We start from the raw sequence: 12932 nt of genomic DNA, 5'->3' as shown, positions 1-12932 counted from the left end.
GGTCCCGGATGTTCTACAGCTTCCACGTCTACCGTGGCCGCAAGGGTGAGAAGAAGGGCCTGACCTGGCAGGACTACCGGGACCTGCTCATCCGCTGGCGCGCACATCCAGCTCGGCGGCCCGATCGTGCTCGTGTGGGACAACCTGCGTGCCCACCTGATGCCGCCGATGCAGGAGTTCGTTCAGGCGAGCAAGGACTGGCTGACCGTCTTCCAGCTCCCCTCGTATGCACCGGACCTCAACCCACAAGAGGGCATCTGGTCGCTGGTCAAGCGCACCATCGGCAACCTCGCCGCCGCGAACCTCGACCAGCTGGCCCGAGCCGTCAGGCGCAGCCTGAAGCAGATCCAGTACCGACCCCACCTCATCGACGGGTGCCTCGCCTCCACCGGCCTGATCATGGACGGCTGACCACCTTCAGACCGACATCACGAGTTCAACTTCAGTATCTGGTGCTGGTAGGAAGGTTGGAGGTCGCCGGCCTGTGTCTAGAAGTAGTGGCGGCGGCCGCCGACCTCGTGGCCGACCGCACCCATGACCCACAGAATGAGGCCGATGACGACCAGGACCATCCCGATGGTCCACAGGATGGAAATGCTGGCGACGAATCCGATGACGAGGAGGATGACTCCGAGAACGATCACGATGACCTCCGTTTTGCGCCCCCCGTCCATGTGGTCCTCCGTCAATGCGGAGGTGATGTTACGCCTTTCCTGGTTTCGTGGGCCTGTCTTGCTTGTCGGAGGCGGGCTTGGCGGGGTGGTCAGGTGCCGCATGGACAGGTTCTCGGCGCCCACCCGATCGATGAGGTCCCGCACGCGGATATCCGCTCACTGCTGAGTCTCCGGAGCGCGCGGTGTGTTCGGTCGGGCCGACGCATCGCCGCGAACCTGCCCGCGGCACCCTGTCGGAGTGGAATGGTGCAATCTTCACCGGAAGCGGCCCGCAGTGACCTCAAGAAGGGGCGGCCGCCGCTGCGGCCGCCATTCCTCCTGGACCTCGCTCTCGGGGCACGCCCGCGCTCGGCGAAATCCTGTTTGGTCACTTCTAGTGCTTGAGGGCGTCCTTCGCCTTCTGGCCGGCCTGGGCCGCATCGCCCTTGACCTGCTCGGCCTTGCCTTTGAGGACGAGGCTCTCGTTGCCCACGGCCTTGCCGGTCGCTTCCTTGACCTTGCCCTTGGCGGTGTCCGCGGTGTGCTTGATCTTCTTTCCTGCACTCATGCTGTCCTCCTCTGCGGATCAGTCGTTCACCCTGGCGGGTGCCCCCTTTATGTGCAGTTACTCTCAATCTTCGTGGTGAAATGCTTGAGAGTGGGAAAGTCGATGCCCGCTGCGGCCACACTCTCCAGGCCGGGACGTCGGCCGGGTGGGTGCACGGCTGGGAGACAGCGGCACACTCACGCTTCGTCCTCGTCCTCCTCCTCCTCGTACGGCGCCTCGTCCTCCTCATCGGCGACTCCGCCCTCGTCGCTCTCCTCGTCGTACTCGTCGTCCTCAGGTTCCTCGTCGTAGTACTCCTCGTCTTCGGGCTCCTCTTCGTCGTACTGATCCTCAGGGCCCTCTTCGTCGTACTCGCCTGCTTCCTGGTCGTTCTCTGCGGCTTCCTCCTCCATGGCTTCGTCGTGGGTGCGGACAACCTCGCCGTCACGGATCTCACCACGCCAGCCTTCGGCTTCGTCGTTGGTGAGGGAGACGTGCCGCTGGAAGTTCTTGAAGTCCAGACGAAGGCGCCGGCCTTGGGCGCGCCAGATGTTTCCGGTCTTCTCGAAGAACCCCGAGGGGTAGTACTCGACCACCAGGACGATGCGCGTCAGGTTCGGAGTGAGCTCGTGGAAGCTCACGGCCCCGCGGGTGCTGCCCTTGGCCCCCTCAGAGGTCCACACGATGCGCTCGTCGGGCACCTGCTCCTGGACGGTCGCCTTGAAGCTGCGCTTCGAGGGCCCGACCTTGACCTTCCAGTCAGTGGTCATCTCGTCGCCCTGTGAGATGCTCTGAACGCCCTTGGCGAAGCCGCTGAAGTCTTCGTACTGCGTCCAGTGGTCGTAGGCGGTCCGCACGGGCACGCCGACGTCGAGCGTCTCGACGATGTTCAGGAACACAGAAAAGCGGGAGGATGGCGTCAGGCCACGGAGGCCCGCCCGCGCGACTGCGCCTTCTGCCCGAGCCGGCGCCGGTGGAAACCGCCGCGCGCAGGGCGAGGCGGGCGAGGCGCGGCGGCGTCCACGGCCTCGCGTCTCGGCGCCGCAGGCCATGCGCTACGCGGCTGAGCAACTCGCGGAACTACTGGGGCGCGTGCCCGAGTCGGTCTCGGCTCTCAAGCCCACCGAGGACGGCTGGCGGGCCGACGTGGAGGTGGTGGAACTGGAACGCATCCCTGAGACGACCAGCGTGATGGCCAGCTACCGGGTGTCGCTGGACCAGCAGGGCGAACTGGTGGCGTACGAGCGGATCCGCCGCTACACCCGCGGGCAGATCGACCGCCGCACCTGATGGCCCACGCCTCGACGAAAGCGGAACACCCCGCCCCGATGGCGGGGCGGCGAAAGGAGGCACCATGACTGTGGTGCCGCAGAGCTCGGCCAGTGTCTCCCGCAGCGGGAACACCGGGAACCTCTACGACATCCTCGAACTGATCCTGGACCGCGGACTGGTCATCGACGTCTTCATCCGCGTGTCCCTGGTCGGTATCGAGATCCTCAAGATCGACATCCGGATCGTCGTCGCCAGTGTGGACACCTATCTTCGGTTCGCCGAGGCATGCAACCGTCTGGACCTGGAATCCGGGCGAAAGGCGCCGGCCCAGCTCACCGACATCGTCGGAGAAGTGACCGAGGGCGGAGCGCGCGGCAAGAGCAAGGGAGCGATCAGCGGCGCCGTCGAAGCCGTCACCGACTCCCTCCACCTGGGAGGCGACAAGGACGAGGAGGACGAGAAAGAGCCCGAGCCGAAACGAGCAAGGCCCACTCGCCGGCCCACCAGGCGACGGGAGGAGTAACGTGGCCGTCTATATCTACTCCATCACCGCTGCCGCGCATCCCCGCGATCTCGACGGCCTGACCGGCGTGGGCGAAACCCCCACGACGCTACGCACCGTGTGTGCGGGGCCGCTGTGCGCGGTCGTCAGCGACGCACCCGAGGACCTACGGCCCAAACGGCGCGACCTCATGGCACAGCAAGCCGTTCAGGAGCGTCTCATGACCACCGGCACCGTCCTCCCACTGCGCTTCGGCTTCACCGCCCCCGACGACGACGCCGTACGCACCGTCCTAGAGGAGCGCCGAGAGGAGTACACACAGCAACTGACAGCGCTGGAGGGCTGCGCCGAGTACCACCTCAAGGCGGCCATCGACGAGGACGTGCTGCTGCGTCAGATCCTCCACGACTCGCTCGAGGCCAGGCAACTCAACGAGGACATCAAAGCCGGCAGTACCGGCCCGGACCTCCAGCTGGCACTCGGCGAGCTCGTCGCCCAGGAAGTCCTGGCCCGCCACCAGGCCCTGGCTTCCGGAATCATCGAGGCACTGAGCCCGCACACCCGACAGGAACGGGCCTCCGAGCCGACCGGAGACGACTTCCTCAACATCTCCTTCCTGGTGGACGACGAACATCAAGAGCTGTTCCTCGCCGCGGAGAAGGGCCTCACCCACGAGCTCGGCGAGGAGTTCGACTTCCGACTGTACGGCCCGCTGCCCGCCTACAGCTTCGTGTAGAAGAGGTACCCCATGGGCCTGCTCACCCAGATCCTGACCCTCCCGCTCGCACCGGTGCGCGGCACCGTGTGGGTGCTGGAGCGCGTTGTCGAGGCCGCGGAGGACGAGTACTACGACCCTGCGCCCATCGAACGGGAACTCGCCGAACTCGAAAGGGCTCTCCTGGCAGGAGACATCGACGAGGAGAGCTTCGACCGCCGCGAGGACGAACTCCTCGACCGTCTGGACGAGATCAGAGCCCACAGGCGGCGCAGCGACAGCGACATGTGACCCCACACTGCACGCACCCGTCAGCGAAACGAGGTCGAGCCGTGACAGAATCCATCGCCAACCGCCTCGGCTCCCTCCCCTCCAGGTCCACGCCGCCATACGGCCAGTCCTCCGCGAGCCTCGCCGACATCCTGGAACGTGTCCTTGACAAAGGCATCGTCATCGCAGGCGACATCCAGATCAACCTCCTCGACATCGAACTGCTCACCATCAAGCTGCGGTTGCTGATCGCCTCGGTGGACAAGGCCAAGGAGATGGGCATCGACTGGTGGGAGCACGACCCCTCGCTGTCCTCCAGCGCAGGCAGCGGGCCCTCCCTGGAGGAGGAGAACAGGCGCCTGCGTGAGCAGATCGAGGAGAACCGGCGGCTGCGCGCGCAGATCAACGCTCTGCGCGCCGACCAAGAGGCCTTGCCGCCGCCTGAGAGCGTGGACGAGAGCCCCGCGGCCCCCCGCCGCCCGGCCCGCTCGAAGCGAGCGCCAGCCGCACCCCGGACCGTCGAGCGAGGTGAGCCATGACCGCCGGGCCGCTCGCCTACACGTACGCTGTGGCACGGCATGCCGCTGGCCTACCGCAGGCTGTAGACGGCCTCGCCGGAGTCGTCGGCTCGCCGGTGCACCTGGTGCACGCGACGCACAGCGGCGAAGTCGTGGCCGCAGTGAGCCCCGTGCCCGGGAAGGACTTCGACGAGGCCGCGCTCCGCGGCCACCTTGAGGACCTCGGGTGGCTGGAGGCGCTTGCCCGCTCCCACCACGGCGTGGTTGAGGCGCTCGCGGCGTGCACCACGGTCGTGCCGCTGCGTCTGGCGACGGTGTATCTCGACAACGACCGGGTACGGGCCATGCTCGATGACCGGCGAGGCCTGTTCCTGGACCAGTTGTCCCGCCTGGCTGGGCACGTGGAATGGGGCGTCAAGCTCTATGTCGACGCCCCGGCTGCCACGCAGGCCGCACTCCCGCAAGGGCCGGACCTCAGTCCCGGACGCGACTACCTCCGCCGGCGTCGGACCGAGCAGGCATCGCACCAGGACGCCTTCCGCGCGGCCGAGCGAGCGGCCGAGCGGATAACGGCCTCAGCCACTTCCCACGCCGTCGGCCATGTCCGCCACCGAGTCCAGGGAGGCGAGCTGGCGGTGGAGTCAGGCGCGAACGTCCTCAACGACGCCTACCTCGTGCCACTGGACCAAGCCGAACCGTTCCGAGCCGAGGTGCTGCGCTCGACCGACGCCCTGCCCGGGGTCCACGTCGTCGTCACCGGGCCGTGGGCCCCCTATTCCTTCGCCGACGCGGGCCTGGCAGAGGATGACGCGCCATGAGCGCACCCGGTGGCAAGCCGACCGGCTCGGAGGCGGCCGTGCCGCCACGCCAGGCCGCCCTCATCGACCTGCTGGACCGGCTGCTCAGCGGAGGCGTGGTCCTCACCGGCGATCTCGTCCTCTCCATCGCGGACATCGACCTCGTCCGTATATCGCTGCGTGCGCTCATCCTGTCCGTCACCGAACAGAACACCGCCCAGCGCCGGCTCGGCAACCCCCTGCCGCGAGAACAGCCATGACAGGCGACGCCCCCCAGCCCCCCAGCCGCTTCGACGAGGTCGCTGAAGCGGCCGCACGCGCCTTCCGGCTTCTGCCCGCGACATCCCGGAACGTTCCGTCCTCAGACCTCGATACACCACCGGGGCGGCCGCGCAGGATCTCCACCGACCCGGAAACGGTCGAACGGGACCTGATGAAGCTCGTCCTCACCATCGTCGAACTCCTGCGCCAGCTCATGGAACGCCAGGCCATCCACCGTGTGGAGGCCGGAGACCTCAGCGAAGAACAGGAGGAGACTCTCGGAGCAACACTCATGGCCCTCCACGAGCGCATGGGCGAGCTCTGCGCCCGGTACGGCCTGACCATGCAGGACCTCAACCTGGACCTGGGCCCCCTGGGCAGTCTGCTCCCACCCGCCAGCTAGGTGTACTGACCACGGAGGTTCGCGCCCGTCGCGCCTGCACCTGAAGATCGCCGCCACCTGGCCCCGGCAGCAGGATCTGGCCACCGCCTTCGCCCGGCTGGACGACCTGCCCGGGCCCGCCATCTGAGCCGGCGCCACGTCCCCGCCCGCCAGCCGACCGAGGACCCCGAAGACGTCGGCCACCGTGTCGGGCCTCGATGTGCTCAGGACCCGCACAAGCCGGCGGGAGCGGCAGATGCCATCAAGCCCGCTGCGCCGAACCCAACCGAGGCGCGGAGGCTAGTAGGTGCCGAACCCACCTGGACTGAAGTAGTTACTGGACGGCCCGTGGTAGCGCTGTCGCCAGCGGCTCTGCTCGGTGATCCGTGGCCACGGGTCGACCAGCACTCCGGTGAGTTCCTGCCAGGCTTCGGTCTCCTTACCACTCTCGTGCCACTCGCGCAGCGCGAGCCCGGTCTCGTGGGACCACAGGACCACGGTGTACCTGTCCCGCTCCCGCTCCTCGGTGAGCGCCGCCTGGACCTCCTCGGGAGTGAGCCCGGTCTGTGCCACTTCTCTCCCGGTGGCCCGTACCTCGCTGACGGTCTGCAAGGAGATCTCGAAGCGACGAGGGAGGGTGCTGGTGCGCTCGTGCACCGCGTACGCCCAGACGGGCTCGCCGGGAGCACCGGCCATCGCTGCGGCGCGCGCCGCACGCTCCCTAGGCTCGCGCTCGCGCTGTTCCTCCTCCATCTGTGCTCGTAGCTCGCGCATCCTCCGTTCCTGGCGCTCGTGCTCGCCCTGGATGCGCGGGGTCAGGTCACCTGCCTGCTCGCGGTAGTCCCGGTAGGCGGTGAGCACGCTGTGGCGCAGGCGTTCCATGGTGCGGTCATATCTGGCGCGCCGCCTGTTCCCAGGAGCATGGCCGGCATTCCAGAGGGCTCGGGGCAGCATGCCGGGCTTGCGGTACAGAGCTCGAAGCGCCCGACGCTCCTCCTCCACCATGCGCTCCACGACGCCCAGGATCTCGCCGCTGGCGGCGTACCAGCGTTCCGCGTCGGCGGCGGAGGCGTCCAGGTCGCTCCTCCTCCAGTCGCGGCGGTGCCGGGCGGCAAGTTCGCTGCTCACGGCGCAGTAGAGGTCGCGGACCACGTCGACCTCGTCACCCGTCAGGTTCAACGGGTAGACGGGCATCAGATCCCTGAGGCGCGCAAAGTGGACCGTCACCTCAGCGTTCCCGGTCATGACGGCCCTGCCTTCCTGCTTCGGAGTCTGGCTGAGTCCTACCCAGTTCGGCCTCGCTGCCCACCTCGGTCGCCGGTTGGGCAGGGGTGGCCGGTTGCAGGAAGGGCCACCAGTTCTGCTCGCTCGGGTACCGCGGCCGGGCCCGAGGCGGCGTCCCCCTTGGGCGCGCGCGTCTCCTGGGTGAGGCGCGCAAGGAGGCCGGTGGGCACCGGGAGCGCACGGCCGGGCTCCTGTGACCGCCGCTCGGCGGCGCGGCTCGCCGGTACCTCGGGGGCGCCGTCCTGCTACGGCGTGGCCTTCCCGGGCTGAGCGTCCTGCGCGGGGGTGAAGCGGCCGACCAGCCGCTCCAGACCCACCTGGCAGTCGGCGGCCATGGCCAGGGCATGGCTGCCCCGGCTGACCGTCCGAACGTTCAGCTTCCTCAGCGCTTGGCGAACGTGATGGGCCGTCTTGTCACCGTCCGCGGGTTGCCGGTCGAGCCGGAGCTTCCCCAGCCGCGCGGACGCCTCCGCACGCGAGACGCCCTCAGGCATCTCGGCCATCAGCAGCGTCATCACGTCCACGGCGGCGAACTCCCGTGCGGCCTCGGCATCCTACCCAGCAGGTCCATGGCCCGGCCCTTGAGGCAGTCCGTCCAGAACCTCTCGTCGTCCAGCGAGACCCGCTCGGCCGCGAAGATGCCCTTAAGCAGCGTGGCCAGTTCCTCCTCCGGGTCCAGACCGGCGGCTCTGGCGATCTTGCGGACATCGGCGGCGAGCTGCGGATACACGGCGGAGGACGGTCGGACGCGGCGCAGCAGCGCCTCCCCGGAGGTGGCCATGCGGCGCAGCGCCACCGCACGGAAGCGGACGAGATCCGCCTCCGTCGCCACCCCCTTGACGGCCAGCGTGCGCGCCCAGTCCCGCAGGGCCGTGGTGGAGAGGGCATCCGCCCCGGCGTAGGTTAGGTAGCGGCCGTACAGCCGCTCCTTGTCGGCCTCGTCTGCTCCCGGGCGTTCGGCCCTACGGGCGCGCCCGAACCAGGCGGCAGCCGTGTCCTCGTCCTTCGTCTGCAGGGCGAAGTCGGCCATCTCGTCGAGGAGAGTGCTCAGCAGTGCGGGATCGTCCTTCTCCACTTCCTTGAGAACCTCATCGACATCCTTCTTGAAGACGAATACCCAGCCGTGCGTCTCGTCCTCCAGGGCGAGGATCTTCCGGACGGAGAGCTGCTCGCTGCCGGGGTGAGCGGCAATGACTCTTTCAGGGAAGGGGAGTTCACCATCGGCCTGGCGCGGTATGCCGGTGGAGAAGAGGCCGTCCGGCTCCCAGTGCTCCGCGCGCATCAGCAGATCGCGGTACGGGATCAGCTCCTCGGGGAGCAGCTGGGTCAGCGTGTGCCCGTCGAACCCGGTGTAGGTGCGGGCGAACAGCCCGTCCTCCCCCGGCTCATCGGTGAGCCGGACACCTTCGTCCGCCAGTGCCTCCCGCCACAGGGGATCGGCCTCCGCCAGCGCGCGGGGGGCGCTCGATCCTGCCAGCGCCCATGCACGGGCCTGGTCGCGGCACGCCTCGCGCTGTCTGTTCAGGTGCTTGCACGCGCCGAACAGTGCGTCGAGGCCCGGCGCTCCGGCGATCCGGTGGGTGAAGTGCTTGAGCCTCCGTCCCTGCGGATCGCGGTAGACGATCGTCAGATCATCCGTCAGCTCCGCGCTGTATCCGTCCCTTTCGGCGCGCAGTCCCATGCGTCGTCCTCCCCGTTCTCCCCGCTGTGATGCCGGCGGTCGCCACGCTACGTGCTGCCACCGACAGCGCCGCGACGCGGGCGAAGGTCACGGGGTGCCGGCGGCCGCCGGCGCGGGCGCCCGGGAGCCGGCCTCCCGGTGACCGTCGCCCTCGATGTCGACGTGGGGCAGCAGACGGTCCAGCCAGCGGGGTATCCACCAGTTGCCGCGTCCGAGCAGCACCATGGTGGCCGGGACGAGAATGCCGCGCACGACGGTGGCGTCCAGGGCGACGGCGGTGGCCAGGCCGATGCCGAACATCTTGACGACGGGATCCTGCGACAGCAGGTAGCTGAGGAAGACGCTGACCATGATGAGCGCGGCCGAGGTGATGATGCGTCCGGTCCCGGCGAGGCCGCCGACCACGGCGCGGCGGTTGTCACCGCTGCGCAGGTACGCCTCGCGGACGGCGCTGAGCAGGAACACCTCGTAGTCCATGGAGAGGCCGAACAGGACGGCGAACATCAGCAGCGGGACGTAGCCGGGGACAGGCACGGCCCCGTCGAGACCGATCAGGCCGGCGCCCCAGCCCCACTGGAACATCGCGGTGAGGACACCGTAGGCGGCGGCGACGGAGATCAGGTTCATCACGGCGGCCTTCGCCGCGACGACCGGCGATCGGAAGGCCAGCAGCAGGAGCAGTCCGGCGACCAGCAGGACGAAGCCGACCACCAGCGGCATCCGGGCGGCGATCCGTTCGTTGAGGTCGGCCTGGGCGGCCGGGGCGCCACCGACGTGGACGCTGCCGGCGGCCACGGGCGGCAGGGTGTCCTCGCGGAGGCGGTGGACCAGCGCCGTGGTCGCCGGGTCGGTGGGCGCGGTGGCCGGGGTGAGCTGCCAGCGGACGGTGGTACCGGCGGATCCGAGCTGCGGCGCGCTGACCGCGGCGACGCCCGCTGTCGCGCGCAGCGCCTGGGTGACGGCCGTGATCCGCGGATCGGAGGCGTCGGCCGCGGCGGAGGGCAGGCTGTCGGTGATCTGCAGTGTGCCGTTGATCCCCGGGCCGAAGGCGGCGGCCAAGCGGTCGTAGGACGTGCGGCTCACCGTGCCGACGGCGTTGTTCCCCGCGTCCAGCTGACCGAACGTCAACCGGGTCGCCGGCACGGCGAGTACGCCGAGCAGCGCGAGGCCGGCCAGCAGCAGGCGCCAGGGCCGCGTCGCGACCAGCTCCGCGATCCGGCCCCAGCCGCTCGGGCGGTCGGCCGCCGGGCCGGACCGCCTCGGGGCGAGGCGGCGGCCCAGCAGAGCCAGCAGCGCGGGCAGCAGGGTGAGATTGACGGCCAGCGCCGTGAGCACGGCCACCCCCGGCGCGAGCGCGAGCGCGTAGAGCAGTGGCAGGCCGCCGAGGGCGAGGCCGGCGAGGGCGGCGATCACGGCGCTGCCCGCGAACGCCACCGCCTTGCCGGATCCGGAGGTGGTGCGCACGGCCGCGTCCTCGACACCCACTCCCGCTGCCAGCAGCTCCCGGAACCGGGTGAGGCAGAAGAGGGTGTAGTCGATACCGACGCCCAGGCCGATCATCGCGGCGATGGTCTCACCGGAGGACGGCATGTCGATCAGGTGGCCGAGCAGGCCGACCAGGGAGAGCGAGATGCCCAGCCCCAGGACGCCGAGCAGCAGCGGAAGGCCCGCCGCGGCCAGGCCGCCGAGGGCGAGCAGGAGAACGAGGAAGGCGGCCGCGAGGCCGATCGCCTCGCTGCGCCCGACGGATCCCTTGTCGACGGCGGCGGCCAGGTACCCGCCCGGGGTCACCTCGATCCCGGCGGCCGTGGCCGGGCTCGCCGCCGCGACCACCCGGCCGGTGAGGTCGGCGGTGATGTCGCGGCCCGTGACGTCCAGGGCGATGGACAGGTAGGCGGTGTGCCCGTCCGCACTCAGGGCAGCCTTGCCCGCCGGGTCGTAGGGAGTGGTGACGGTGACCACGTGTTCGACGCGTGCGACGGCCGCGGCTGCCTGCTGCACGGCCGCCATCGCCCCGGGCGAGGTGAGCAACTCCCCGGTGGCCCCGGTGCGAAGCACCAGCGGCTGCGTCCCCGACGCCGACCCCGGGAACGCCCCGGCGGCCACATCGTGCGCGGCCTGGCTGTCGCTGCCCGGAATGGACACCGCCTCGGTCGTCGTCCGGCCGAGCAAACCGACGGCGATGGCCAGGGTCGCGAGCAACAGCAGCCACCCGGCCACCACCCGCTTCGGCTTGCAGGCGCACCAGCGCCCGACTGTGGTGAACATCGGCGGACCAGCCTTCCGGACGGTGGCAGGGGTCGGCCCGACGCCCCGCCAAACTTATTGCACTCCTGGTGCAGCCCGTACGTTTGCACTACTGGTGCAATAATGTCAACGAGACGGAAGGAGGTCCCGAGATGCAGCATCCGGAGTCGGCCGGCCGCGCCCCGGACGGTCGGACGGAACGGGGACGGCAGAGCCGCGAGAAGATCGCCGACGCGATGCTCTCCCTGCTGGACGAGGGTCAGGCGCACTTCCCGGCCGAGCGGGTCGCCGAGCGCGCCGGGGTGTCGCGGCGCCTGGTGTTCCATCACTTCGCCGACATGGCACAGCTGGTGGACGTCGCGATCGCTCGGCGGCTGGACCAGCTGATGGCCCAGGTGCGACCGCTGCCGACGCAGGGCCCCCGCGAGCTGCGGGTCACCGCCCTCGCCGAGCAGCGCGCCCGGATCCTGGAGGGGCTGACACCGGCCCGGCTGGCGATCATGCGCCTGGAGAACCCCTCCGAGCGCGTCCAGCAAGTCGTCCAGGAGGTGCTGGACTTCGCCCGCCTACGCCTGGCCCAGATCTTCGCCGAGGAGCTGGACCCGCTGCCCGAAGGCCGCAGGACGGACCTCCTCAACGGCCTGGACGCGGTCACCACCTGGACCGCCTGGTACCACTGGCGTAGCAGCGGACTCGACGTCGGCGCCGCGCGCCACACCATGGCGGCCACGGTGCACGCCCTGCTCGCCTCCATCGACCTGCCCGAGCCCGGCGGTCAGGGATAACGGGCCGGGCCGCTGAGCCCGCTCTGCCTCCGCGCCGCGGCTCTGCGCGCTGCGCCCCTGTGTGCCGCGGTTCTGTGCGCCGCGGCGATGCCGGGCGGTCCCGGGGCATCCCGGAGTGGGCCGGGCGGTCGCGGTCACGGTTGGGAACGGTGGGTGCCGTCGGCGCCAGCGCGCGCGTGCTCAACTCCGGTTGAATCACTGACAACTGATGGAACGTCGGCCAGCGACCCCCTGCCGCCTCCGGGGCAAGAATCGGGCAAGGTTCAGGCAAACGCTCCCTCGCACTGTGGTCCTGCCCGCCGAAACCGGCGGGTGGATCTCCAACCAGTGGGAGGGGCCTTCCATGCGAAGGGCATTGAACCGTGTCACGCCGTCCCGGCTCGCCGTCACCGCCGTGCTGACCGCGGCCGTCTTCGGGGCGCTCGGCTCCGGGGCGGCCCAGGCCGCCACGCCCGGCTCCGGCATCGCGTCCACCGCCAAGAGCCAGCTCGGCGCCGACGCCTGCGGCAAGAACAACAAGGGCTACGACGGGGGTAAGCTCCAGCACAACAGCTGCAAGAACGGTCGGGAGGCGCACGCCTGGTGCGCCGACTTCGCCGGCTGGGTCTGGGCGAAGAACGGCGTGAAGCACGTCGACGAGCTGACCGACGCGGCTGCGAGCTTCTACACCTACGGCGTCAAGCACAAGACCGTGCACAAGACGCCCAAGATCGGCGACGCCATCGTCTACAACTACGGCGGAGGCATGGGGGACGACCACGTGGCGCTGGTGACCGGGGTCAGGAAGAACTCGGCCGGCAAGATCGTCTCGATCACCGTGATCGGCGGCAACCAGGGCGCCACCCCCGGTCACGTGACCGAGCACGCGAACGTCACCCAGTTCAAGGTCGGTGACGCGCCGTTCGGCAAGCCGATCAGCGGCTACGTCTCGCCCGTCGCGGGCTGACCCGGCAGCGGGGGGGGGGGGGGCCCGGCCGCCCCCCCCCGGCCCCCCCCCCCGCCCCCCCGCGCCCGCGTG

General features: G+C 69.9%; 17 protein-coding genes and 1 pseudogene. 11 read left to right on the top strand and 7 right to left on the bottom strand.

The window, feature by feature from the left end; translation table 11 throughout:
• Positions 1-168 precede the first annotated feature (168 nt).
• A complete protein-coding gene (locus ACIBH3_RS33465; protein WP_396315879.1) occupies positions 169-411 on the top strand; it encodes a transposase in 243 nt (80 codons plus the stop codon).
• 77 nt (positions 412-488) lie between these two features.
• Here ACIBH3_RS33465 and ACIBH3_RS33460 read toward each other — a convergent pair whose 3' ends face one another.
• From ACIBH3_RS33460 to ACIBH3_RS33450, 3 genes and pseudogenes are all read right to left on the bottom strand, one after another.
• Complete coding sequence (locus ACIBH3_RS33460) at positions 489-644, bottom strand: DUF6131 family protein (RefSeq protein WP_396315878.1); 156 nt, start codon at positions 642-644, stop codon at positions 489-491.
• Between the two features lie 403 nt (positions 645-1047).
• Positions 1048-1221, bottom strand: a complete 174-nt coding sequence (locus ACIBH3_RS33455; protein ID WP_396315877.1) for a CsbD family protein — start codon at positions 1219-1221, stop codon at positions 1048-1050.
• A gap of 176 nt (positions 1222-1397) precedes the next feature.
• Positions 1398-2096: pseudogene (locus ACIBH3_RS33450) on the bottom strand (SRPBCC family protein); the annotation flags it as partial.
• On the opposite strand from ACIBH3_RS33450, the gene ACIBH3_RS33445 reads away from it, so the two are divergent.
• From ACIBH3_RS33445 to ACIBH3_RS33410, 8 genes are all read left to right on the top strand, one after another.
• The gene (locus ACIBH3_RS33445; protein ID WP_396315876.1) at positions 2086-2490 is read left to right on the top strand and encodes a gas vesicle protein; all 405 of its coding nucleotides are present in this window, start codon (positions 2086-2088) and stop codon (positions 2488-2490) included. The pseudogene ACIBH3_RS33450 and the gene ACIBH3_RS33445 sit on opposite strands and share 11 nt — an antisense overlap.
• 64 nt (positions 2491-2554) lie before the next feature.
• Complete coding sequence (locus tag ACIBH3_RS33440) at positions 2555-2995, top strand: gas vesicle structural protein GvpA (RefSeq protein WP_396315875.1); 441 nt, start codon at positions 2555-2557, stop codon at positions 2993-2995.
• A gap of 1 nt (position 2996) precedes the next feature.
• Positions 2997-3710, top strand: coding sequence for a GvpL/GvpF family gas vesicle protein (locus tag ACIBH3_RS33435; protein ID WP_396315874.1), 714 nt, complete (start codon positions 2997-2999; stop codon positions 3708-3710).
• 12 nt (positions 3711-3722) lie between these two features.
• Positions 3723-3980: a gas vesicle protein GvpG gene (locus ACIBH3_RS33430; RefSeq protein WP_396315873.1), complete on the top strand. Its 258-nt coding sequence runs from the start codon at positions 3723-3725 to the stop codon at positions 3978-3980.
• A 41-nt stretch (positions 3981-4021) separates the two neighbouring features.
• The gene (gene gvpJ, locus ACIBH3_RS33425) at positions 4022-4498 is read left to right on the top strand and encodes a gas vesicle protein GvpJ (protein WP_396315872.1); all 477 of its coding nucleotides are present in this window, start codon (positions 4022-4024) and stop codon (positions 4496-4498) included.
• Positions 4495-5295 carry a GvpL/GvpF family gas vesicle protein gene (locus tag ACIBH3_RS33420; RefSeq protein ID WP_396315871.1) on the top strand — a complete coding sequence of 267 codons (801 nt, stop codon included), beginning with the start codon at positions 4495-4497 and terminating at the stop codon, positions 5293-5295. The genes gvpJ and ACIBH3_RS33420 overlap by 4 nt, the downstream gene beginning before the upstream one ends.
• Positions 5292-5534, top strand: coding sequence for a gas vesicle protein (locus ACIBH3_RS33415; RefSeq protein WP_396315870.1), 243 nt, complete (start codon positions 5292-5294; stop codon positions 5532-5534). The genes ACIBH3_RS33420 and ACIBH3_RS33415 overlap by 4 nt, the downstream gene beginning before the upstream one ends.
• Complete coding sequence (locus ACIBH3_RS33410; RefSeq protein WP_396315869.1) at positions 5531-5938, top strand: gas vesicle protein K; 408 nt, start codon at positions 5531-5533, stop codon at positions 5936-5938. Before ACIBH3_RS33415 ends, ACIBH3_RS33410 begins: the two co-directional genes overlap by 4 nt.
• 279 nt (positions 5939-6217) lie before the next feature.
• Here ACIBH3_RS33410 and ACIBH3_RS33405 read toward each other — a convergent pair whose 3' ends face one another.
• The 4 genes from ACIBH3_RS33405 to ACIBH3_RS33390 all read right to left on the bottom strand — a co-directional run bounded on the left by ACIBH3_RS33405 (position 6218) and on the right by ACIBH3_RS33390 (position 11150).
• On the bottom strand, positions 6218-7162 hold the full coding sequence (locus ACIBH3_RS33405; protein WP_396315868.1) for a hypothetical protein: 945 nt from the start codon (positions 7160-7162) through the stop codon (positions 6218-6220).
• Between the two features lie 284 nt (positions 7163-7446).
• Positions 7447-7725: a hypothetical protein gene (locus ACIBH3_RS33400; protein ID WP_396315867.1), complete on the bottom strand. Its 279-nt coding sequence runs from the start codon at positions 7723-7725 to the stop codon at positions 7447-7449.
• On the bottom strand, positions 7716-8882 hold the full coding sequence (locus tag ACIBH3_RS33395; protein WP_396315866.1) for a hypothetical protein: 1167 nt from the start codon (positions 8880-8882) through the stop codon (positions 7716-7718). Before ACIBH3_RS33395 ends, ACIBH3_RS33400 begins: the two co-directional genes overlap by 10 nt.
• An 87-nt stretch (positions 8883-8969) precedes the next feature.
• Entirely contained in the window at positions 8970-11150 is a 2181-nt protein-coding gene (locus ACIBH3_RS33390; RefSeq protein ID WP_396315865.1) for an MMPL family transporter, read from the bottom strand.
• A gap of 131 nt (positions 11151-11281) precedes the next feature.
• Here ACIBH3_RS33390 and ACIBH3_RS33385 point away from each other — a divergent pair, with 131 nt between their 5' ends.
• Both ACIBH3_RS33385 and ACIBH3_RS33380 read left to right on the top strand, forming a co-directional pair.
• Positions 11282-11914 (top strand): TetR/AcrR family transcriptional regulator, encoded by a 633-nt coding sequence (locus tag ACIBH3_RS33385; RefSeq protein ID WP_396315864.1) that lies wholly within the window; start codon positions 11282-11284, stop codon positions 11912-11914.
• A gap of 343 nt (positions 11915-12257) precedes the next feature.
• Complete coding sequence (locus ACIBH3_RS33380) at positions 12258-12860, top strand: CHAP domain-containing protein (RefSeq protein ID WP_396315863.1); 603 nt, start codon at positions 12258-12260, stop codon at positions 12858-12860.
• Positions 12861-12932: the final 72 nt, after the last annotated feature.

The sequence above is a fragment of the Kitasatospora sp. NPDC050543 genome (assembly GCF_044457565.1).
Taxonomy (GTDB): Bacteria; Actinomycetota; Actinomycetes; order Streptomycetales; family Streptomycetaceae; genus Kitasatospora.
The sequence above is the reverse complement of the archived record's forward strand: the minus strand, read 5'-3'. Positions and strand labels throughout refer to the sequence as shown.